This is a genomic window from Prolixibacter denitrificans, from assembly GCF_003014495.1.
Classification (GTDB): domain Bacteria; phylum Bacteroidota; class Bacteroidia; order Bacteroidales; family Prolixibacteraceae; genus Prolixibacter; species Prolixibacter denitrificans.
In genome coordinates, this window is sequence record NZ_PYGC01000008.1 from 1 (window position 1) to 23,493 (window position 23,493).

Consider the following 23,493-nt stretch of genomic DNA (forward strand, 5'->3'; position numbering starts at 1 on the left):
CAACAATGCCTACCAAAAATCAGGAAAATGTTCGGAACAATCAGGTTAGCTGCTTAAAAAATGAGGCCGCCCTTTTTGGACAGCCTCTTTTTTATACCCCGTGTATCGTTATCTTTATGCCCCAATATTCGGTTGGTATATGAAAAGTGTTTGTGGGTTGATGACGATTCTGAAAAGGGGGTTGGTGTTGATAGGGTTTCTGCCGGTCATGGCCGTGGCCCAACCGCTGGTTCTTCATTATTCTAAAGGAGATTATAAAGGTGGAAACCAGAACTGGTCGATTGCACAGGATAAGCAGGGATTGATGTACATTGGAAACAGTGACGGCCTCCTGCAGTTTGACGGCACCAACTGGAAACTCTACTCGCTTCCCGACCGCAATATTGTACGCTCGGTTGGTGTAAGCCCGGATGGTAAAATTTATACCGGCGCTTTCGAAGAGTTCGGTTACTGGCAGCCCGACAAAACCGGACAATTAAAATACACTTCCATTTCACATTCCTATCCCGGTTTGAAGCTCCACAACTGGGAGTTTTGGCGTATCCTTTTTTCGCATGATAAAGTTTATTTTCAGTCCTTTGGGGCGCTTTTTTCTTATGATGGCGATACCGTTCATCAGATTCCTCTGCCATCGAATGTCATTTTAATGTCGCAGGTTGGCGATCGGTTGATTACGCAGGAAGACGGCGGCGGCTTGGTGGAGTTGGTGAATGATCGACCGGTCCATATTCCCGGCTCGGATTTTTTGGCTTCCACGCAAGTGAAAAGTATTATTCCGGGAGGAAAAGATACGTTGCTTGTTTGTACTTCGTCGCAGGGAATATACCAGCTGACTTCCGGAAAATTTTCTCCGTGGGGAGGTGATATTCAGGAATTCTCGAAGCAGAACGAATTAAATGTCGCTATTCCGTTGAAAAACGGATTTGCTTTCGGGACTATTTTGAACGGTGTGGTTATTACCGATCGGCACGGAAATATCAAAACACGGATTAATACGGATAGTGGACTTCAGAATAATACGGTTCTCGCGCTGAAGCAAGATCAAAAAGGCGGCTTGTGGGTCGCGATGAACAAAGGAATTGACTATGTGGAAATTAATTCTCCAATGTCGATTTATCGCGATAAGGACCAGCGAATTGGGGCTTTGACCTCTGCAGTTATTTTTGAGGGGAAATTGTTTATCGGTTCGAACCGGGGCGTTTACTATCGTGAGTTACTCAATGGAGATCCGAGGAAACCCGTCGGCAATTTTCAGTTTTTGGATGGAACACAAGGCCAGGTTTGGGATTTGCAGGTGCATGCGGGTTCATTAATTATCGGGCACAACCGTGGAACCTTTACTTACAAAAATGGCCGGCTTCGTCACATCAGTAACGTGTCCGGCGGATACATGGTCAAACCTTACGAGCGTGGTGGAAAAAAATACATGATCCAGAGCACGTATACTCATCTGGTTATTTATCGCCTGGAGAATGGCGAGTGGCGATACGATCATCAGGTCACCGGATTCAACGAGCCTTGCCGGTTTGTCGAAATAGGACCCTTCGGATATGTTTGGGTAAGCCATCAACAGAAGGGAGTTTACCGGTTGAAGTTGGATGCCAACTATCGAAAGGTGGTTGATACGCGTTATTTTGGACGCGTATCGGGACTGCCGGCCGATTTCGATGTACATGTATTTAAGCTTGCCAACCGGATTGTTCTGACATCTCCGGAAGGACTGTATACGTATGATGACCTGCATGAGAAGGTTGTTCCGATGGATGATTTGAATCAGAGGCTGGGAGAGCTTTCCGCGGCCCGTCGCATCATTCGGGTCGACGATAACCGATACTGGTTGATTAGTCGGAATATGCTTGGAATGGTTGATATTCGCGATAGCGGAGCCATGTTGGTCAGAAAGATGGACCCTGCTCTTTATGGTTTCTCGATGGTGGAACGATACGAAAATATTGTTTCACTGAATAACCGCATTCAGATGGTGTGCCTCGATGAGGGCTATGCTTTAATTGATTTGAGAAAAGACCTGAAAGATACCGTGGCACAGAAAATATTTTTCCGGGATGTAGTGGCATCGGGACGGAAAGGTGAAAAACGACGGTTACCTCTTTCAACAGCCAATTCTTACCAGACAATTCAGTTGCAGCCCTGGGAGCGGAGTATCAAGTTCCGGTTCGCCTCGTTGAATTATTCTCCCGACGGCAAGTCATATCAATATTATTTAGAAGGCTTGAAGCCTGATGAACACTGGAAATCGACTTCTCCGGAAGGAGTTGCGGTTTATGATCGCCTGACGGCAGGCAATTATGTTTTTCACGTCCGAAATATTGATGCATTTGGCCATCCCTTTTCTGAAATAACTTACCCATTTACCATCAAGCCCCATTGGTATGCCTCGTCTATGGCCTATTTTTTTTACGTCATTATCGGTGTGCTTTTTATCATTCTTGCCCAGTTGTTGTTGTACCGACGATTAAAACGACGAGAAGAAAAAGCCCGCCAGGAGAGACATGCAGAGTTGGAGCGGAGAAGGCAGGAAGAGCGGGAGCATGCTGAGAATGAAATTATCAAGCTGCGGAACGAAAAACTACAGGCCGAGCTTTCGCACAAAGACATTGAGCTGGCCAATTCGACCATGTCCATTATCCGGAAAAATGAGTCGCTCATTGAAATCAAGAAGGAGATTGAGAAGCAGAAAACCCAGTTGGGAACCCGCTATCCTAAAAACATGTACGAGAAGCTGGTTGGATTGGTAAACAAGAATTTGACGAATGAAGATGACTGGCTGGTTTTCGAATCACATTTCGATCAGGCTCATGAAAACTTCTTCCGGCGATTAAAAAATGAATATCCTTCCCTCACTCCGAGCGATTTGAAATTGTGTGCCTACCTCAGGTTGAATCTCGCAACGAAAGAAATTGCGCCGCTGCTCAATATTTCAGTTCGGGGAGTGGAGATTCGGCGATACCGTTTGCGCAAGAAACTGGAGCTGCCCCAGGAAAAAAATCTGGTTGAGTTCATGATGGAGTTTTAAACTGCTTTTGGAATTTTAATACGTCGCTTTATGACGTTTTGATGACATTTTAACCCCGTTTAAAAATAAGATCTTTGCTGTTTGGGTTCTTTTCCATCTCCTGAACGTTAAACATTCCTTGTATAATCTTATCATTCCTTAGTCTCATTTTGCATTTATTTAATCTAAGTTTTAGAAAGCATAACTTTTTATTCTGACTGATAATTAGTTTGGTATGAAGATGTGTTCCTTTCGTGATGTAGTGATGTGAAAGTCAAAAATTGGATGTTTTTTAACATGATGTAGGTAGGTAGGGGTGGCATTTTTCCTTTTTACTCCACCAGGGGGTTCTTTTGTAACATATTCAAATTGTCAAAAAAAGACTGAACGAATGAAAAAGAGTTTATTAACCCTTTTGGTGGTCCTTCTTGGCTTTACAGTAGTGATGGCACAAAACATCACCGTTAAAGGGAAGGTAACTGGCGCGGATGATGGAAAACCCATACCGGGTGCCAGTATTTTAGTGAAAGGTACCACAAACGGTACAATTACCGATTTTGATGGTAACTACTCGTTAAAAGTTCCGGCTGACGGTACGCTGGTATTCTCGTTTTTGGGAATGAAGACAGTAGAGCAACCGGTGAACGGACAGAAAGAAATTAATGTGACCCTTTCAACTTCTACTAAAGATCTTGGTGAAGTTCAGGTGGTGGGTTATGGTGTTCAGCGGAAGCAGGACATCACTGGTTCCATTGCCGGGGTGAAAGGAGCAGATTTGATTAAACAACCGGCCTTGACAGCTACCCAGGCTATTCAGGGAAAAGTGGCCGGTGTACAAGTTGTGAACTCCGGGGCTCCCGGGGCCGATCCACAGGTTCGTATTCGGGGTACAGGAACCATTCTTGGTGGAGCTAAGCCGCTCTATGTTGTCGATGGAGTCATTACCGACGATATTCGCAATATCAATAACTCGGATATTGTCTCGGTAGATGTGCTGAAAGATGCTTCGGCTGCCGCTATTTACGGTGTTCGTGGTGCAAATGGTGTGATCATTATTACGACTCGTGCCGGCGAGAAAGGTAAAATGAAAATTTCGTACGACGGCTATGTTGGCACTAATGTAGCAGCCCATAAGGTAAAAATGGCAGACTCGAAATTGTACGCTGAATATACCAACGAAGCTTTGGGCTACGATGGAAAAGCTCCGGCATTTGATTTGAACAACCTGCCTCCGTACAATACCGATTGGTTCGACGCAATTACCCGGAAGGGAATTAGCCAGAATCATAACCTTTCGGTAAGTGGTGGAAATGATAAGGCAACCTATTATTTCAGCATGGGGTATAAAAGCGATCAGGGAATCCTGGACGGAAACAATTACGATCGTTTGACACTCCGCTCAAATAATACGTATAAGGTGACCAAGTTCCTCGAAGTGGGTGACAACATTGGCCTGTCTCGATATAATTCGGACAACAAGCCTTATTCGGCTTTCACCGCAGCTTATCGTCAGGCACCGACTGTGCCGGTGAAGGATAAAAACGGAAATTATGGTTTCACTGACATCAACAACGTGGGTAACCCGAAAGCTACACTTGATTACACCCATGATAAAAGCTGGGGAACTCGTATTCAAGGTTCGGTTTACGCCAAAGTTGATTTCACCAAACATCTCCAGTTTAAATCGAATATGGGAGTTGACTTATCGGAAGATCACGGGCGTATATACAACCCGGTTTACACCGTTTCAGCAACTCAAAAGAATGAGATCTCCAAATTGAGTCTGCATCAAAATACCAATGCACACTGGATTTGGGATAATTACTTTACCTACAACAACCGTTGGGGAAATAGCCGGTTGAAACTGATGGGAGGTACAACAGCTGAAAAATACCGTACGCAATACATTGATGCTGCCCGCCAGAATGTACCTTCGCAAAAGAATTACTGGTATCTCGATTTGGGCGATGCAGCATCTGCAACCAACGGAAGCAATGGCACAAAGAATACCCGTAACTCCTACCTGGGGCGTGTCAACTACAGCTTCGCCAACAAGTATCTGTTTACCGGTACGATTCGTTACGATGGTTCGTCGATGTTTCCATCCAATAACCGTTGGGCAACGTTCCCTTCTGTTGGACTTGGCTGGGTATTAACCCAGGAGAACTTCCTGAAAGACAATGCATGGCTGACTAACCTGAAATTGCGTGCCAGCTGGGGTAAAATCGGTAACGATAATATACCTGCTGATGCGTTTACTTATCTCATCAACTCTGATTTGGCGTATGTGTTTGGTCCCGACCAGGCTTATACCAATGGTGGTACGATAACGGATATCAAAGACCCGAATCTGAAGTGGGAGGTAACCACTGAAACGGACCTTGGGCTGGAATACGGATTGTTCGACAATCGCCTTTCCGGTGAGTTTGACTATTACAACAAACTGACCTCGGATGCGTTGATTTTCGCTCCGATTGCCGGAATATTTGGAGATAACGATGGAAAATTCCTGACCAACAAAGCTGATATCCGAAATACTGGTTTTGAATTCTCGGCCAACTGGCGCGATAAAGTCACCTCCGATTTCAGCTACAATATTGGATTGAATGTGACGACCAACAAAAACCGCATCGAAAAAGTAGGCGGTGGTTTGCCAATCAACAGCGGTAGTTTAGGCAATGGTCAGATAACAACACAGACGGCAGAGGGACAGCCGATTGGTTCTTTCTGGGTATACCAAACCGATGGTATTTTCCACAATCAATCGGAATTGGATGCTTACGTGAATAGCAACGGCCAGCCTTTGATGCCAAACGCTAAGCCGGGTGACCTGAAACTTGTCGACCGGAATCACGATGGCGTTATCGACGATAAAGACCGTTATTATGCTGGCTCGTACAATCCCACGCTTATGATTGGGTTGAACCTCGGAGTGAACTATAAGAACTGGGATTTCTCTGTAGATTCTTATGGTAACTTTGGTGGTAAAATTTACAATGGTAAGAAAGCACAGCGCTGGGGTGGTGAAAACATCGAAGCATCGTTGGCCAACCGTTGGACGCCTCAAAATCAGAATACCAATATCCCAAGAGCTTCCGATGCTGTACCGGTGGCTTCTGACTATTATCTCGAGTCAGGCGACTTTTTCCGCTTCAATAACATGACTCTGGGATACGCGCTTCCCAAAACATTGACGGAGAAAGTATCGGTAAGCCGTTGCCGTTTCTACGTCTCAGCTCAAAATGCCATTACGTTGACAGGTTATAGTGGATATAACCCCGAGTTACCCGGACAGACAGGTTCAGGTACACTTGATTCCGGAATCGAGTTGAGCTCTTATCCTGAAACGGCTTCTTACCTCTTGGGTCTCAACATAACTTTCTAATTTGTATTGGATATGAAAACCAGAAAGATGAAATTATTATATATGGGGGCTGCGTTCGCTGCAGCTCTGCTAACCTTCTCGGGATGTTCGAGCAATTATCTGGACGTTCCGCCGGAGGGGAATATGACGCCAAAAGATTATTATTCTGATCATCCGACTGAAGTGGTAAATGCAGTGTATAACAAGCTGCTCGACTGGAACGAAAGCTCCTTCTCATGGATTGGTATTTCCAGCATCACTTCCGACGATGCCGATAAAGGTAGTTCTCCGGGTGATACCGGAACGGACAAAAATTTGCTGGATAACTTCACGTTTGGAGCCGATGCTTTGTCGTTCAACGATGTATGGCAGGGAAACTACGAAGGAGTTGCTCGTGCCAATCAGGCTCTGAAAGTGCTGGGGGAAGTGACCATTAATGATACACTGAAGAACCGCCTGGAAGGGGAAACCCGGTTCCTCCGCGCTTATTTCTACTGGAATCTGGTTCGGACGTTCGGTGCAGTGCCGTTGGTGGACAGAGTGCCCGATCCAACCAATCCGGCTGATGTGGCTATGGGAAATACCCGTGTAGCAAAGGATTCTATTTATGCGTTTATTAAAACGGATCTGCAGTTTGCTATTAATCATCTTCCGAAGAAGAGCGAATACGCGGCAAAAGATTTAGGTCGCGCGACCAAAGGAGCTGCACAAACCTTCCTGGCAAAGGTAAATCTGTATCAAAAGAACTGGTCGGAAGTATTGCGCCTGACCAATGAGGTGATCAATTCCGGTGAATATGCGCTGGTTAGTGATTACTCAACCATTTGGCGTGAAATCGGAGAGAACAATTCCGAGTCTATTTTCGAAATCCAGGGACGTGGTCAAACACCGAACAAAGGAGTTCAGGGATATGTCGACGTTCAGGGAGTAAGAGGTCAGTTCGGATGGGGCTTCAATGTTCCTTCGCAGGATTTGGCTGACACCTACGAGCCTGGTGACCTCCGGAAAGATGCAACGATTATCTATCCGGGAGAAACCATGTGGGACGGTACGGTAATTAATTCCAACACACCGAACCCGATGTACAACCAGAAAGCTTACCTGAGTCGTACGCAGGAAACATATGACGGAAACTCCTGGGAATCCAGCAAAAATGTCCGGATATTCCGTTACGCCGAAGTGTTGTTGATGAAAGCTGAAGCGGCTAATGAAATGGGCGACCCGGGTACTGCACTGGCGGCATTAAACCAGGTTCGCGAGCGGGCCGGCTTGCCGGATTACACCGAAACCAATCAGGACAATCTACGGCTGAAGATTTACCACGAACGTCGCGTGGAATTGGCATTCGAAGGCGACCGGACATTCGACCTGATTCGTCAGGGACGGGCAGCAACCGTGCTGGCCAAAGAAGGATTTGTGGCTGGTAAGAACGAGTTGTTCCCCATTCCGCAACGTCAGATCGAGCTGAGTGGCGGTGCATTGACTCAAAATCCAGGATACTAAAATTATTCATAGATGTTAGGATGAACTTCCCGGTATGGTGTAAATTTACCTTCCGGGAAGTTTCTTCCTGTTTGCCATACTCATACAATCCGGATGAACAAGTATCTTTTTTTCATATCCTTCTGGGTAGCTTTGACTTTAGTTTCCTGTTCAAAGAAAGGCGATAATTATGTGCCGCCGGATGGAGGAGGAACGCTGCCGAAGCCCCCACCCACTTTGACGGATGATGAGCTGATGGATACTGTTCAGCAAGCAACTTTCAGGTATTTCTGGGATTTCGCTCATCCGGTTTCCGGTCTTATCCGGGAACGAAGCAATGGGAACAACGATATCGTCACAATTGGAGGTTCCGGATTTGGTGTGATGGCCATTATTGTCGGCGTTAAACGAGGCTATATTATCCGCCAGGAAGCGGTGACAAGGTTATTGAAAATGGTCACTTTTCTGCGCGATAAAACCACTCGTTACCATGGAGCCTGGTCACACTGGCTCAACGGTTCGACGGGGGAAACGATACCTTTCTCGCAAAAGGACGACGGTAGTGACCTGGTGGAAACAGCTTATATGATTCAGGGACTGTTGACGGCAAGGCAGTTTTTTGATGGTTCATCAGCTGATGAGACCCAGTTGCGGGATATTATTACCGGGCTGTGGCAAGATGTTGACTGGAAGTGGTATACCAATGGACAGAACTATCTGTACTGGCACTGGTCGCCAGACTATGGTTGGGCGATGAACATGCCCATACGTGGTTTCAATGAGACGATGATTACTTATTTACTGGCCGTTGCGTCACCCACGCATCCGATTGCTCCGTCGCTTTACGATACGGGTTGGGCCGGAAATAATTATAACGCGACACTCATCGTTGACCAATATGGATATTACGGCGGTCCGTTATTTTTTACACACTATTCTTATTTGGGAATGGATCCGCACTTTTCGGATAAATACATTCGGGCATCTAAGTTTGCTTCTTATTTCGATCGCAATAAAGAACAAACGTTGCTAAACCGGCAATGGTGCATCGACCGTGCATCGGTGTATTCATACTACAACAAGAATTGCTGGGGACTGACGGCTTCGGATGATCCGGTAAACGGTTACATGGCACACGAGCCAACCACAGCCAACGATAACGGAACGATTACTCCTACAGCCGCAATTTCATCAATTGTCTACACGCCTACCGAATCGTTGGCAGCCATGCATTATCTCTACGATACATACGGTTCGAAGGGACTCTGGGGAAAGTATGGTTTTAAAGACGCCTTTAATATTCATGAGAACTGGTACGCTCCCTCTTACCTGGCGATAGACGAGGGCCCTATTATTGCAATGATTGAAAACCATCGCAGCGGAATTTTATGGGATAATTTTATGCAGGATCCGGACATTCAGACCATGTTTAGCAAGCTGGGATTTGAGAAAACAAACAATTAGAAAAACCAACAAAATTTTTAGCCGGCAATCGGCTTCTTTATCATTGACGTGATCGCCTTTTGGGCAGAAAAAGTGTTCATCTAATGAAAAAATTCTTCAGTATCATTATTATTCTCCTGCTGGTGAAAAGTGTTTCAGCACAGGATCATCTCAACCAATACCTTACCAAACCTGACCATTTTACAGCCAAAGGATATGACAGCCACGTAGAGCTACGCTGGCCCGATTTGAAAAATGCTGTATCCTACCGTTTGTATGCAGCAACCGACAGTGCTTACCAGTTGCGAACTGAAACGAAGAATAATTACTACCTCGATTTTGTAACGGATTTGGGGCGCAACATCTCTTTAAAATATAAGTTGGTTCCGGTTAACCGGAAAGGAAAAGAACTGACTTCCGAAACGGTGGAGGCCAACGCATCGATTCATGATTTTACCGATGAAGAGCTCATGAACATGGTGCAAAAATATACCTTCCGCTATTTCTGGAACTTTGGCCGGGCCGATTTGGGAATGGCCCGCGAACGCGATAATCATCCGGATGGCGATATCGTTACCATCGGCGGCTCCGGGTTTGGCGTAATGGCCTTGATGGTGGGAGTGAAACACGGCTGGATTACCCGCGAACAGGCGGTCGACCGGTTGTTGAACCTCACCAAATTTCTCAAAACAACCGACCGTTTTCATGGAATGTGGGCACACTGGTACAATGCCGATACACAGAAAGCTTATCATTTTAGTAAATACGATGACGGTGGCGATATTGTCGAATCTTCCTTTATGATGGAAGGCTTGCTGGCAGCCCGTCAGTTTTTTAACCATCCGACTCCCAAAGAGAAATTTCTGCAACAACAAATTACCGATCTGTGGAAATCGATGGATTGGGACTTCTATACCCGTGGTCAGGATGTTCTGTACTGGCACTGGTCTCCCGATTATGGCTGGAAAATGAATCATCCCATTCATGGGTACAACGAATGTCTGATTACCTATATTCTGGCGGCTTCGTCACCCGACCATGCCATTTCTCCGGACGTTTATCACAAAGGCTGGGCCGGGAACAACTGGGACACATTCGCCAATAATTCCACTTATTACGGCATGATGCTTCCATTGGGAAACCGCAAATGGATGGGCGGTCCGTTGTTCTTTGCTCACTATTCGTACATGGGATTGAATCCAAAAGGCTTGCGCGACCGGTATGCCAATTATTGGCAGCAAAACCGGCGGCAGACATTGATTAATCGTGCGTACTGCATCGATAACCCATACGGATGGAAAGGCTACGGCCCTGATTTCTGGGGACTCACAGCCGGCGATAAAGTCCCGGATGGATACACGGCGCACGCTCCGGGTTTCCAACGCGATTTGGGAACAATCACACCAACGGCAGCACTGTCATCAATGCCGTACACTCCGAACGAATCGATGAAAGTATTGAAAAACCTCTACCGGAATTACGGAAAGTATCTGTTTGGCCCGTTCGGCTTCTACGATGGAATTAATCTTTCGGTTGGAAATAAGCCGGAAGACCACGTGCGCAAAACCTACCTGGCCATCGATCAGGGGCCGATTGTGGTGATGATCGAAAATTACCGTTCAGGCTTGGTCTGGAACTCATTCATGAAAAATGAAGATGTGCTGAGAGGGTTGAAACGTTTGGATTTTACCATTGATAATAAACCCATTCAAGTAAATGAAACCAAGTAAACCGGGGAAGAGTCGAAGAATCGGAGTGCGGGCGATTGCTGCTTTAGCGGTAATCATGTTGGCGATGGTCGGTTGCCAGCCTTCCGGGAAGCAGGAGTCGAAAACGGCGCAATCGGAGAGCCGGTACTTCACCAATCCGGTGATTGCGCACAAAGTGGATTCCATTTTGTCATTGATGACGCTGGAAGAGAAGGCTGGTGAACTCTGTATTTTGGGAGCGGATCATCCGAACCTGAAACAGCTGATTAAGGAAGGTAAACTGGGTGGAACTAACGGAGTTCTTCCCGGCAGGAATGTTGGACAATACACCCGCCAGATGCAAACACTGGCGATGCAATCGCGGCTGAAAATTCCGCTGTTGTTTATGGGTGATGTCATTCACGGTTTCCAGACAGGTTTTCCGGTTCCGTTGGCGTTGGCTGCTTCGTGGGACCCCGACTTAACCCGAAAAACCGACAGCATTTCGGCCGTTGAGGCAACAGCATCCGGTGTGAGCTGGACGTTTAACCCGATGATTGACATAGCCCGCGATCCGCGTTGGGGCAGAATCGTAGAGGGCGCCGGCGAAGATCCGTATCTCGGTTCGTTAATGGCTGCGGCTGCAGTGAAAGGATACCAGGGCGAGAGCCTTGCATCGTCGCACACCATGATGGCTACTGCGAAACATTTTGTAGGCTACGGTGCTGTCCAGGCCGGTCGCGACTATAATACGGTGAATATGCCGGAACGCGAGCTTCGGGAAGTTTACCTGCCTCCGTTCGAGGCGGCTGTTAAAGCTGGAATCGGGGCTGTGATGCCCGCTTTTGTGGCCTTTAATGGTGTTCCGGTAACGGCCAACCACTTTTTGCTGCAGGATATTCTCCGAAAGGAACTAGACTTTAACGGAATTGTGGTTTCGGACTTTGACGCAGTGACCGAACTCCAGGAACATGGGGTAGCGTCTTCTGCGGCACAAGCCGACGAACTGGCGATGAAAGCGGGTGTCGATATGGATTTACACAGTGGTTCGTACCTCGAGAATTTACCCAAACTCGTAAAGGAAGGTAAAATACCGGAATCGGTGTTGGACAATGCGGTGCGAAAAGTGCTGACCATGAAGTTCAAACTGGGATTGTTCGATAATCCGTTCCGCTATAGCGACTCCACATTGGTGGCCAATAATGTTCTGCCGGCAAGCCATCGCGAAGCAGCGAGGAAAGTGGCTTGCAAGACATTTGTATTGCTGAAAAACGAAAAAAATATTTTACCGCTAAGCAAGAAACTTCAGTCTATTGCTGTGATTGGTCCCGCTGCTGATACTCAGGATAACTTATTAGGGCCGGTTCATGCACTGGCCCGGCCGGAAGATGTGGTGACCGTGCTGCAGGGAATTAAAAAGGCCGTTTCGCCATGGACGAAAGTAATTTATGCGAAAGGAACTGATTACAATACCAGTTCGGAAAGCGGTTTCCAGGAAGCTGTTCGGGCAGCCCGAAACGCTGATGTGGTCGTGATGGTAATTGGCGAAAACAACAGCATGTGCGGAGAAGGCGACAGCCGGGCTTCGTTACACTTGCCCGGTAACCAGCTCGATTTGGTGAAAGCTGTCGTGAAGACCGGAAAACCAGTGGTGGCAGTATTGGTGAATGGAAGGCCATTGGCTGTAAACTGGCTGAATGACCACGTGCCGGGCATTCTGGAAACCTGGTTTCCGGGTACCGAAGGCGGAAATGCGATTGCTGACGTGCTGTTTGGCGATTACAATCCGTCAGGGAAATTGCCGGTTACTTTTCCGAGAAGTGTCGGGCAGGTGCCCATCTTTTACAGTCATCTGAATACCGGACGGCCGTTCAATCCGAATGATAAATACACGACTCGTTACGTGGACATGCCCAATACACCGCTTTATCCGTTTGGTTACGGATTGAGTTATACGAATTTTTCTATTTCGCCGGTAAAACTGAATACACAAAACCTGAATTGGAATGATACGCTTAAAGTATCGGTTTCTGTTATCAATACCGGAGAACGGGCAGGAACGGAAGTGGTACAGCTGTATACGCATCAACAGGTGGCCGATGTCAGTCTTCCGGTGAAGCAATTGCGGGCATTTCAACGTGTTTGGTTGGTCCCCGGAGAAGTGAAGGAAATTACTTTCCGGCTAACGCGAAAAGATTTGGCAATTCTGGATAAAGATATGAAGTGGAAGACCGAACCGGGTACATTCGACGTGATGGTAGGAAGCAGTTCCGAAGTGACCAATTCGGCCGGTTTTACACTGAAGAAGCCGTGATATTCCTGGTAAGTAGACAACGATACATTATGAACCTGAAATTAGAATAGTAGTGAAAAAGATGACACAAAAACTGACGATGTTACTGACTGCGGGAGCGGTTCTGTTCCTGTCGTCCTGTCAGCAGCCTGTTAATAATAAGGTTGCGAAAAAAGACGAAGCATCGAAGTATTTCGACGAGCCGGTGATTACGCACAAGGTCGACTCGGTACTATCGATGATGACGCTGGACGAGAAGATCGGACAGCTAACGCTGTACTCCAGCGGTTGGGACAAAACCGGGCCGAGCATGAACGAGAATTACATTAATGACATAAAAGCCGGAAAATGCGGAAATATCTTTAACGCTTTTTCGCCGGATTACAACCGGAAATTGCAGAAGATTGCGATGGAACAGACACGGATGAAAATTCCGTTGCTGTTTGGTTACGATGTTATCCACGGACAGAAAACCATCTTCCCGATTCCGTTGGGTGAAGCGGCTTCGTGGGATTTAAAATCGATTCAGAAAACGGCATCTGCCGCTGCCGCCGAAGCTGCTGCTGCCGGTATTCAGTGGACTTATGCCCCGATGTGTGACATTGCTCGTGACCCTCGCTGGGGACGCGTATCCGAAGGTGCTGGTGAAGATCCGTACCTCGGAAGTAAAATTGCTGCCGCGCGTGTGCATGGTTTCCAGGGAACTGATTTGGCGTCGGATACAACCGTTGTGGCTTGCGTGAAGCACTTTGCGGCTTATGGTGCCCCGGAAGCCGGTCGCGATTACAATACCGTTGATATGTCGGAACGGAAACTCCGGGATGTTTATCTGCCTCCTTACAAGGCCGCAGTTGATGCCGGTGCCGGTACAGTGATGACTTCGTTTAATGATTTGAACGGTGTTCCGGCGACGGCCAATCATTTCCTGATGACCGATATCCTGCGCAAGGAGTGGGGCTTTAATGGCTTCGTGGTAACAGACTATACGGCGATTAACGAGCTGGTGCCTCACGGCATTGCCAAAAATGAGAAAGATGCAGCTGCCTTGGCGATGAACGCCGGTGTAGACATGGATATGCAAGGCGGAACTTATTCCAAATACCTGAAAGAATTGCTGAAGGAAGGCCGCGTGACGCAGCAGGAAATTGACAATGCCGTTCGTCGTGTCCTTCGGATTAAATTCCGTTTGGGATTGTTCGCCGACCCGTATAAATATTTCAGCAACAAGCGTGAGAAGAAGCTGACTTATTCGAAATATCATATGTCGCTGGCCCGCCAGATGGCCCGTGAGTCAATGGTATTGCTGAAGAATGATAAGGAAACACTTCCGTTGAAAAAAGGTCAGCGAATTGCGTTGATTGGCCCGTTGGCTAATTCACAGCGCGACCTGCTGGGCTCGTGGCATGCAGCCGGCGACTGGAAAATCAACAAGACCGTGAAGGAAGCCATGGAAGACCAGTTTGGCAGGCAGAATATCCGGTATGCCAAGGGGTGTGAACTGCGTGGCGATAACCGTTCCGGATTTGCAGCTGCGGTTTCGGCTGCCCGTCATTCCGACGTGGTGGTGATGGTATTGGGCGAATCGGCCGAATGGAGCGGCGAAGCGGCGAGTCGCGCGCACATCAATCTGCCGCATATTCAGTCCGAATTGCTGGAAGCGATCCACAAAACCGGCAAGCCTGTAGTGGTCGTGCTGATGAGCGGTCGTCCGCTGGCGCTCGACAAAGAGGTGCCCATGACCGACGCGATGCTGGAAGCCTGGTTCCCGGGAACAGAAGGAGCGCCTGCTTTGGCCGATGTCCTTTCGGGAAAATATAACCCGTCGGGTAAACTGCCGATGACTTTCCCGCGGATTACCGGTCAGATTCCGATTTATTACAGCGCGAAAAATACCGGTCGTCCTTATACCAAAACAGGTAAAGAACAGAAATACCGCTCGCGCTACCTGTTTACACCGAATACGCCAGAGTTCGCTTTCGGTCACGGATTGAGCTATACGACGTTTAGTTATTCGGCACCGAAGTTGAGTACAACGAAACTGGAAATGGGCGATACGCTTCATGTGAGTGCTACGATTACCAACACCGGTAACTACGACGGAACCGAAGTGGCTCAGTTGTATATTCGCGACATGGTGGGCAGTGTCACTCGTCCTGTTAAAGAACTGAAGGGTTTCCGGAGAATATTCCTGAAAAAGGGTGAAAGCAAAACGGTCCATTTCGATTTGACGATGAACGATCTTTCTTTCCACCGTAAGGATATGACCTGGGGTACCGAGCCCGGCGACTTCAAGGTATTTGTCGGCGGTGCTTCGGACGATGTGAAAGAAACCGCTTTTACGTTAGTGAAATAGGTTGGATTTAATATCATAGACTACTAAACACCGAACCGGTTGGCGTTATGTCAGCCGGTTTTTTTTACGCTTTAGAATTGGAGGATTTGAACAAGTTGCGAAAGGTCGTGTTCTAATCCTCTGATTACGAGAAGTTCGCCTGACGAGACCTTTGCCAGAATTAATGGAATAAGAATTCATGGTAATGGAATCTGGCTACTCCTCTGTAATTTTTACGATGAAATGCTCACATACTACGTGAAATCGACTTCAATTTAATCATACAGTTTATGAAGAAATTTTTGATTCCTGCTTTGCTTATTGCATCTGTGGCGTTCATGGCCTCTTGTTGCAATAACTCCAATACGACACAGGCTCCCGATGCCCTGGTATCGCACATCGACTCGACCGTGAAGCCGGGCGATGACTTTTTTATGTTTGCCAACGGAAAATGGTTCAAAGAGCACCCCATTCCGGCCAGCGAACAATACAACGGTATTTTTCAGATTATTCAGGATACCGTGAGTGCTCAGGTTCGTGATGTCTGTGAATCGTCTGCGGCGATGACCAATGTAGAGAAAGGAAGCAACCGCCAAAAAATCGGCGATTTCTTTTATTCAGGAATGGATAGCGTGTCGCTGAATAAGAATGGTGTGAAGCCGCTGAAAGCTGATTTCGAGCGAATCGACAAGATTGGCACCGGCAAAGATTTGTTTAAAGAACTGGCATATATCCAAACGGTGGCGGGCTCACCGATGTTCGGTTTTTACGTTGGCCAGGACGATAAAAACAGTAGCAAGAATGCCATCTTTATTTCGCAGGGCGGATTGAGTTTGCCTGATCGCGACTACTATTTTGCTACCGATGACCGGGCAAAGATGATTCGTAAAAAATTCGTCGCCTATCTCGACAGTATGTACACCATCATGGGGTACGATAAAGCAGAAGCGGCGAAAGCAGCCGATAATACGATGAAGCTGGAAACCGCACTGGCCAAATCTTCGCGGAAGCGGGAAGATACCCGTGACCCGTTGAAGAATTACAATAAAATGTCGTTTGCGCAGCTTAACCAGGATACACCCAATATTGACTGGCCCGTTTTCACGGAAGATATGGGCCTGGCGAAGGTCGATTCGGTGATTGTTGGTCAGCCGGAATTCCTGACCGCATTGAACGGCTATCTGAAGAGTTTCCCGATGAGCGTTTGGAAAGATTATCTGAAGTTCCACTTGCTGAATGGACTGGCTTCTTCTTTGGATGACCATACTTATATGACGGCTTTCAACTTTTACTCGAAAACCTTACGGGGAATTCAGGAACCGCGTCCGCGCTGGAAACGAGTGGTTGGCCATACTAATAGCGCCCTGGGTGACCTGGTGGGGCAGGTGTACGTGAAGGATTACCTGCCTGCCGGAACCAAAGAGAAACTGCTGGAAATTGGTCACGCTATCAAGAAGGTGTATGCTGAGCGCATAAAAAATCTGGACTGGATGACGGAAGGCACTAAAAAGAAAGCGCTGCACAAGCTGGACGTGATGATTATGAAAGTGGGGTATCCGGATAAGTGGAAAGATTTGAGCTCATTGCATGTCGACCGCACTTCCTATGTGCAGAATGTGATTAACGCCAACAAGTGGTACACGAATTACATGATCTCGAAATATGGTAAGCCGGTCGATCGGACAGAGTGGGGCATGGAGCCACAAACCTATAACGCATATTATAATCCATCGAACAACGAGATTGTGGTTCCGGGTTGTAACATCATGGTTCCGGGATACGAGCGCAAAATGGCTGACGATGCGATTCTGTATGCTATCATCGGTGGTTCTACTTTTGGCCATGAGATGACGCACGGCTTCGATGATCAGGGGAGCAAGTACGACGCAAAAGGCAACCTGAACAACTGGTGGACTCCTGAAGACAGCGTAAAATTCTACGCCAAAACCCGGATGATTGTGAAGCAGTTCGATGGCTATGTAGCTGTTGACAGTTTGCACATCAACGGTTCGATGACGCAGGGCGAGAATATTGCCGACCTGGGCGGTATCATGATGGGATACCAGGCTTTTCAGCAGACCAAACAATATAAGGACAATAAAAAGATTGCCGGCTTAACGCCTGACCAGCGTTTCTTCCTGGGATATGCCATGGCCTGGATGCTGAACATGCGTCCCGAAGCAATTGCCAACCAGGTGCGCAGCGATGTGCACTCCCCGGCCAAGTTCAGGGTGAATGGCCCGTTGTCGGACATGACGGCTTTTTACAAAACTTTCGATGTAAAAAAAGGCGATGCGATGTGGAGGCCTGATAGTTTGCGGGTCAAAATCTGGTAAAATAATACGCTCACAAAATATGCAAGCCCGCTGGTTTTCCGGCGGGCTTTGTTTTTGGGCTGTATTTTTTCTTCTTTTTCGTTATGTTTATGTTTTACAACATCGAATGCGACCAATGTGCTGCAAAAAGCGAGTAGTAATTTATTTTTGCTGAAATTCATCTGCTTATTGGGGAAGCATGTGTATTTACTTTTATTTCTGTGAAGAGGAAATTTTTCTATTTCTAAAATAATATTTTTGGTTTTATGCAGCTGATTAAGGGCATACGAGAGAAATATATTATAGAACGGTTGCGGAGCGGAGACCGAACCGCTTTTGAACTGTTGTTTCAGTTTTATTATCCGGGTCTGGTTATCTATGCCACTCAGTTTGCTGTTGACAGGGGGCAAGCCGAAGATATTGTGCAGAATATGTTTGTAAAGCTTTGGGAAAAGCGTCAGCGTGTGCAATTGGTTGATTCGTTGAAAGGTTATTTTTTTACATCCGTGCGGAACAGTTGTCTGAATTCGTTGAAACATCAAAAGGTCGAGAGCAAATACATCGGGCAGCTGTACGAGATGTCGGAGAAGAACCTGCTTTACCAACCCAACCTTTACATCGCATCGGAACTTCAGGACATTATTCGCCAGGCTATTGACGAACTACCGGAACGGTGCCGTGAAGTCTTTGTTTTGAGTCGCCTGGAGCAACTGAAGAATGATGAGATTGCTGAAAAGTTAAATCTATCCAAAAGGACAGTTGAGACGCATATCAGTCATGCGCTAAAAACCCTCCGCGTAAAGCTCAAGGATTACCTGCCTTTGCTCATTCTACTTGGTTTTAGACTTTAGTTTCAATAATCCTCGTAAACTTTTTTTGTCTTTTATTACGTGTGCCCCCAGAGTTGATTGTATTTGATATAAACGATACAAGAAGAGGGAATCGCATTCGTATGCATATAGAAGATAAAAAGAAAGAAGTTGTTGCCTTGCTAGAAGAGCGTGAGCGTATGGATACGCTGGAGCAGGTGTCTGAGGCGGTCAATGTTATCGACCTGGTAGATCATGTCGATGTTTCAGGTGCTTTTGTCAAGGTTAACAACCGGTTGCCGGGAGACAGCAAGTGGAGACTTTATGTTGGGTACCTGAGCAAAGCTGCTGCAATTTTGTTTCTCCCCGTACTGTTATTTGCCCTTTGGCAATATTATTTTTCGCAGGGAGGAATTTCCGGTGACCAGATTTCAATGCAACAGATAACGAGTCCGCCCGGAACCCGTTCTCAAATTATTCTCCCCGACGGTAGTAAAGTGTGGCTTAATGCCGAGAGTACCATTCGCTTTCCGATACCATTTTCCAGAAAAACACGAAATGTTTCGCTGATTGGACAAGCATTTTTCAGTGTGCAGAAAAACCCCGAAGTTCCTTTCATCGTAAAGGCTGACAATGTCCAGGTAAAAGTTCTGGGAACCCGGTTTGATGTGAACGCCTACCCGGACAGGGAAAAGGTTGGGGTAGTGTTGGCCCGCGGTAAAATTAGTTTGACGGCGGAAAATCAGGAGCATACTTCGTCGAAGTCCGTAATTCTACATCCGGGTGAACGCGCTGTTGTCGATCGTCAGCAGGGCGATATTCAACTTTCAGAAGGAAATATTGAAAAATACATCGCCTGGCATAACGGTCGCCTGGTATTTGATGAAACGCCGATGAAGGAAGTCGCCCGACAGTTGGAGTTATGGTATGGGGTAAAGGTCGTTATTGAAGATCCGGAAATTCTTAATTACCATTTTTCCACCACGTTCGAGAATGAATCGCTTTACCAGGTGCTTGAGTTGCTGAAGCTCTCTTCGCCTATTGAAATTGACTATCAACCTGCTCATTATGATGAGGGAGGTAAAAAAACATATTCAAAATCAATCGTCTATATCAAAAAGAAAACAAAATAGATTTTGCCAATGAGAAACAACTTGTAAAGAAGAAAGGAAGTGCGCCAACACTCCCTTTCATACCCGGTTAAGGGTTAAATTATTGAAAAGTAATAATCTAAAGGATTCAAATCTATGAAAAAAAAAGCTAACAACTTGCCGTTGTGGTATCACAGCTGCAAAAAACTTCTTGTTATCATGAGGCTTACAGCAGTAATACTATTGCTTACAACGTTGCAGACCTTTGCTCTTGAAGGTTACGCACAGTCAGCCCGTCTCTCTCTTGACATGAACAATGCTACTGTTAAGCAGGTATTGTCAGAAATTGAATCGCAGAGTGAGTTTTATTTCCTGTACAACAGCGATTTGATTAATGTCAACAGAAGGGTAAGTATTTCAGCCAGCAATGAGCGTATCGATCGGGTTTTGAACCAGCTGTTCAATGGGGAGAAAATTAATTATACCATTAAAGACCGGCACATTGTATTAAGTCCGGCAACAACCTCCGGCGTTCAGCAAGATATGAGCATAAAAGGTCACGTAGTCGACAAGACGGGTGGGCCGCTGCCCGGTGTGACCATTGTGATTAAAGGTACATCGAAAGGTACCATCACCGATGCGGATGGTAACTACGAGATGGATGATGTTCCGGCCAATGCAACGCTTGTTTTTTCCTTCGTTGGTATGAAACCACAGGAAATCAGCGTTCAAGGCAGGAGCAATATCAATGTTACAATGGTAGAAGAATCGATTGGTGTGGGTGAAGTCGTTGTAACAGCACTTGGTATCAAGCGTGAAGAGAAAGCACTGGGATATTCAGTTCAGACTGTCCAGGGGCAGAGCCTGCAAAAAGTTTCCGGTGTCGATGTAGGAACATCATTGACCGGTAAAGTAGCCGGGGTTTTGGTTCAAAACTCAACCGACTTTAACGTAGCACCTACCATCTCAGTCCGCGGTGAAAGTCCGTTGATTGTTATCGACGGGGTTGCATACGCCAATAAATCCCTGAACGATATCGCTGCAGATGATATTCAGTCAATGAGCGTTCTGAAAGGGGCAACCGCTTCCGCTCTTTACGGTTTCCGTGGAGAAAATGGTGCGATTCTGATTACGACCAAAAATGGTAGTACCAATAAATTGGGAGTATCCGTTGATGTCTCCTCGAATACGATGTTTAGCGCTGGCTTTCTGGCCATTCCCGAAAAGCAGAGTGTGTATGGTCGAGGTACGGCATATGTTTATAATATCAACTCCGATCAGTCCTGGGGAACCTTTATGGACGGAACCGTTAGAACGCAATGGGATCCGATTGCAAAGGAATTCCGGGATTACCCATACCTGCCTGTTGGAAAAAATAATTTTAAAAACTTCCTGGAGCCAGGTTATGTTACCAATAACAACGTAAGTGTCGCTTTTAAAACAGACAAAATAGCGTTGAGGAGTTCGTTGAACTGGACCCAGAACAAGGGACAGTATCCTAATTCGATGTTGAACAAATACACCTATACATTAGGCGGCGATATTACGCTGGATAAGTTCAAGTTTTCATCGAATATGTCGTATACCAAACGGGAAACGCCTAACATGGGTTCCAATGGTTATACTTCATACGACCCTATGTACACGCTGCTTATCTGGTCTTCTGCCGATTTCAACATTCTCGACTATAAAAACAACTACTGGCTGATACCGGGCCAGCTTCAGAACAACCAGTTCGGATACCATTTTGATACCAATACCTACAGTGGTAAAAATCAGAACGATCCGTATTTTGACCGGTATCAACGTACCAATGAGCAATCGCGTGATATTTTCAACGCCGATCTGACGACAAGTTATGATATTGCCCCGTGGTTGACTGCCACACTTCGTGGAGGTCTCGATTTCTTTATTAACCGTGGGCAGTTGAGGATATCGCAGGGATCATATACTTCTTCAGGTAACACGGGTATTCCCGGAAATCCTTATACCTGGAATGGTAGCCGGACCGGAGCTTACCTGACTGGTCGGACGCAGGGCTATAGTATCAACAGTGATTTCCTGTTGACCGGTAGCCGGACTTTCCTGGATAATTTCGATGTGGATTATTTGGCAGGGGGGACCATGTTCTACGACCGTAGCGACAACATCAACGCTGAGACCGTCGGTGGTATCTCAATACCGGAGTATTTCTCACTGAATGCTTCTGTAAATCCGGCAGCTGTTGGTGAAAGCACTTCGCAGCGACAAGTCAATTCACTGTTTGGTCGGGTCGCACTTTCGTGGAAGAAAATGCTCTTTGTGGATGTTACCGGTCGTAATGACTGGGTTTCCATGTTGGCCAATCCGAATGTACCGAAAGCGGACCGCTCTTATTTCTATCCGTCCATTTCCGGTAGCTTTGTCGTATCTGAGCTTCTGCCGTCTACCAAAAGCTGGTTGGACCTGATGAAATTCAGAGGTTCCTGGACACAAGCAAAAACCCCACCGAATCCGTATGCCATTAACAGTGTTTTCTCGGTTAATCCGGGCACGTGGAATGCTTTGAACGGAGCAACAGCACCGAGTTCGTTATATCTGAATACATACAGCCCGAACTCTTACACCACAACAGAAGTTGGTTTTCAGGCGATGACGTTCAAGAAGCGTTTTACGGTGGATGTGACTTATTATGCGAAGCATATTTTTGATATCCTGAAGCTGGGTCCGTTGTCATCAGCTACCGGATATACCGGTATTTATTTGAATACGGATGAACAACGCTCCAACCGCGGATGGGAAGTCGCTGTTACGGCTACACCGCTGAAGACAAAGGACTGGCAGTGGGACATCGGTGCCAACTGGTCGACCTATAAACAAGTTTATACGAAGCTCGATTCAACCTATACATCCAACTACGGAAAACCCTGGGTGAAGGTTGGAGAACGCACAGACGCTTTTACAACGAAAGATTACCTCCGCGTTCCTGATGGACCGTATGCCGGACAGCTGATTTACAATACCAGCGGCCGTGTTGTTAGGAGCAGCTATACTACCTTGTACGGTTACAGCGACCCGGACTGGATTTGGGGTTTGAACTCCACTTTGCGGTACAAGAACGTCAGCTTGTATATGTCGTTTGATGGGGTTGTCGGTGGTTTAATGCCTACCCGGACCGAAAGTTATATGTGGCAAGCCGGAGTGCATCCCAATTCGGTAACCGAAGCACGCAAATTGGATGTTGAGGATCCGAGTACGGGACACTACATCGGAGATGGCGTTCAGGTCATATCCGGGTCGGTTACTTATGATCCCAATGGTAATATTCTTACCGATAACCGCCAATACGCTCCCAATGATGTACCTGAAACATACAAGCAGGCAGTACAGGATTTCCATAACTCCAGCGCATGGGGTGGTAGCCCCAATCCTAATGATATATATGCCAGAACCTTCCTGAAACTTCGCGAGGTGTCGCTGACTTACACTGTTCCGGATAGATTCCTGAATAATTGGGGACGAGGAATTATTAAAGGGGCATCGATTGGTTTTGTCGGACAAAATGTATTGTTCTGGGCCAAGGATTTTAAATATTCTGATCCGGATGGCGGTAATGAAGACTTTTCTGACCCGTCAGTGAGATATCTTGGAGGTAATGTTAAACTTACATTCTAATAAAACAGA

At 46.7% G+C, this 23,493-nt stretch carries 11 protein-coding genes; all 11 read left to right on the forward strand.

Features of this window, described 5'->3' with window-relative positions; all coding sequences use genetic code 11:
- Positions 1-139 precede the first annotated feature (139 nt).
- The 11 genes from CLV93_RS14395 to CLV93_RS14445 all read left to right on the forward strand — a co-directional run bounded on the left by CLV93_RS14395 (position 140) and on the right by CLV93_RS14445 (position 23,484).
- On the forward strand, positions 140-3,034 hold the full coding sequence (locus tag CLV93_RS14395; protein WP_146142035.1) for a two-component regulator propeller domain-containing protein: 2,895 nt from the start codon (positions 140-142) through the stop codon (positions 3,032-3,034).
- Between the two features lie 370 nt (positions 3,035-3,404).
- Positions 3,405-6,398: a SusC/RagA family TonB-linked outer membrane protein gene (locus CLV93_RS14400; protein ID WP_106542917.1), complete on the forward strand. Its 2,994-nt coding sequence runs from the start codon at positions 3,405-3,407 to the stop codon at positions 6,396-6,398.
- A 27-nt stretch (positions 6,399-6,425) separates the two neighbouring features.
- Positions 6,426-7,880 carry a RagB/SusD family nutrient uptake outer membrane protein gene (locus tag CLV93_RS14405; protein ID WP_106542918.1) on the forward strand — a complete coding sequence of 485 codons (1,455 nt, stop codon included), beginning with the start codon at positions 6,426-6,428 and terminating at the stop codon, positions 7,878-7,880.
- Positions 7,881-7,973: 93 nt separating this feature from the next.
- Positions 7,974-9,323, forward strand: coding sequence for a glucoamylase family protein (locus CLV93_RS14410; RefSeq protein WP_106542919.1), 1,350 nt, complete (start codon positions 7,974-7,976; stop codon positions 9,321-9,323).
- Positions 9,324-9,406: 83 nt separating this feature from the next.
- Positions 9,407-11,032, forward strand: a complete 1,626-nt coding sequence (locus CLV93_RS14415) for a glucoamylase family protein (protein ID WP_170108961.1) — start codon at positions 9,407-9,409, stop codon at positions 11,030-11,032.
- A complete protein-coding gene (gene bglX, locus CLV93_RS14420; protein ID WP_106542920.1) occupies positions 11,019-13,304 on the forward strand; it encodes a beta-glucosidase BglX in 2,286 nt (761 codons plus the stop codon). Before CLV93_RS14415 ends, bglX begins: the two co-directional genes overlap by 14 nt.
- Before the next feature lie 61 nt (positions 13,305-13,365).
- On the forward strand, positions 13,366-15,636 hold the full coding sequence (locus tag CLV93_RS14425) for a glycoside hydrolase family 3 N-terminal domain-containing protein (RefSeq protein ID WP_246187205.1): 2,271 nt from the start codon (positions 13,366-13,368) through the stop codon (positions 15,634-15,636).
- A 269-nt stretch (positions 15,637-15,905) separates the two neighbouring features.
- Positions 15,906-17,951 carry a M13 family metallopeptidase gene (locus CLV93_RS14430; RefSeq protein ID WP_106542921.1) on the forward strand — a complete coding sequence of 682 codons (2,046 nt, stop codon included), beginning with the start codon at positions 15,906-15,908 and terminating at the stop codon, positions 17,949-17,951.
- 245 nt (positions 17,952-18,196) lie between these two features.
- Positions 18,197-18,781, forward strand: coding sequence for an RNA polymerase sigma-70 factor (locus tag CLV93_RS14435; RefSeq protein WP_106542922.1), 585 nt, complete (start codon positions 18,197-18,199; stop codon positions 18,779-18,781).
- A gap of 101 nt (positions 18,782-18,882) precedes the next feature.
- The gene (locus CLV93_RS14440) at positions 18,883-19,872 is read left to right on the forward strand and encodes a FecR family protein (RefSeq protein ID WP_106542923.1); all 990 of its coding nucleotides are present in this window, start codon (positions 18,883-18,885) and stop codon (positions 19,870-19,872) included.
- A 177-nt stretch (positions 19,873-20,049) separates the two neighbouring features.
- Positions 20,050-23,484, forward strand: coding sequence for a SusC/RagA family TonB-linked outer membrane protein (locus CLV93_RS14445; RefSeq protein ID WP_170108962.1), 3,435 nt, complete (start codon positions 20,050-20,052; stop codon positions 23,482-23,484).
- Positions 23,485-23,493: the final 9 nt, after the last annotated feature.

Excerpts from the sequence above, each read along its gene's own strand:
- CLV93_RS14405 (WP_106542918.1), top strand. The coding sequence starts at position 6,426 with ATGAAATTATTATATATGGGGGCTGCGTTCGCTGCAGCTCTGCTAACC.
- CLV93_RS14395 (WP_146142035.1), top strand. The coding sequence starts at position 140 with ATGAAAAGTGTTTGTGGGTTGATGACGATTCTGAAAAGGGGGTTGGTG.
- bglX (WP_106542920.1), top strand. The coding sequence starts at position 11,019 with ATGAAACCAAGTAAACCGGGGAAGAGTCGAAGAATCGGAGTGCGGGCG.
- CLV93_RS14440 (WP_106542923.1), top strand. The coding sequence starts at position 18,883 with ATGCATATAGAAGATAAAAAGAAAGAAGTTGTTGCCTTGCTAGAAGAG.
- CLV93_RS14410 (WP_106542919.1), top strand. The coding sequence starts at position 7,974 with ATGAACAAGTATCTTTTTTTCATATCCTTCTGGGTAGCTTTGACTTTA.
- CLV93_RS14415 (WP_170108961.1), top strand. The coding sequence starts at position 9,407 with ATGAAAAAATTCTTCAGTATCATTATTATTCTCCTGCTGGTGAAAAGT.
- CLV93_RS14445 (WP_170108962.1), top strand. The coding sequence starts at position 20,050 with ATGAGGCTTACAGCAGTAATACTATTGCTTACAACGTTGCAGACCTTT.
- CLV93_RS14400 (WP_106542917.1), top strand. The coding sequence starts at position 3,405 with ATGAAAAAGAGTTTATTAACCCTTTTGGTGGTCCTTCTTGGCTTTACA.
- CLV93_RS14435 (WP_106542922.1), top strand. The coding sequence starts at position 18,197 with ATGCAGCTGATTAAGGGCATACGAGAGAAATATATTATAGAACGGTTG.
- CLV93_RS14430 (WP_106542921.1), top strand. The coding sequence starts at position 15,906 with ATGAAGAAATTTTTGATTCCTGCTTTGCTTATTGCATCTGTGGCGTTC.
- CLV93_RS14425 (WP_246187205.1), top strand. The coding sequence starts at position 13,366 with ATGACACAAAAACTGACGATGTTACTGACTGCGGGAGCGGTTCTGTTC.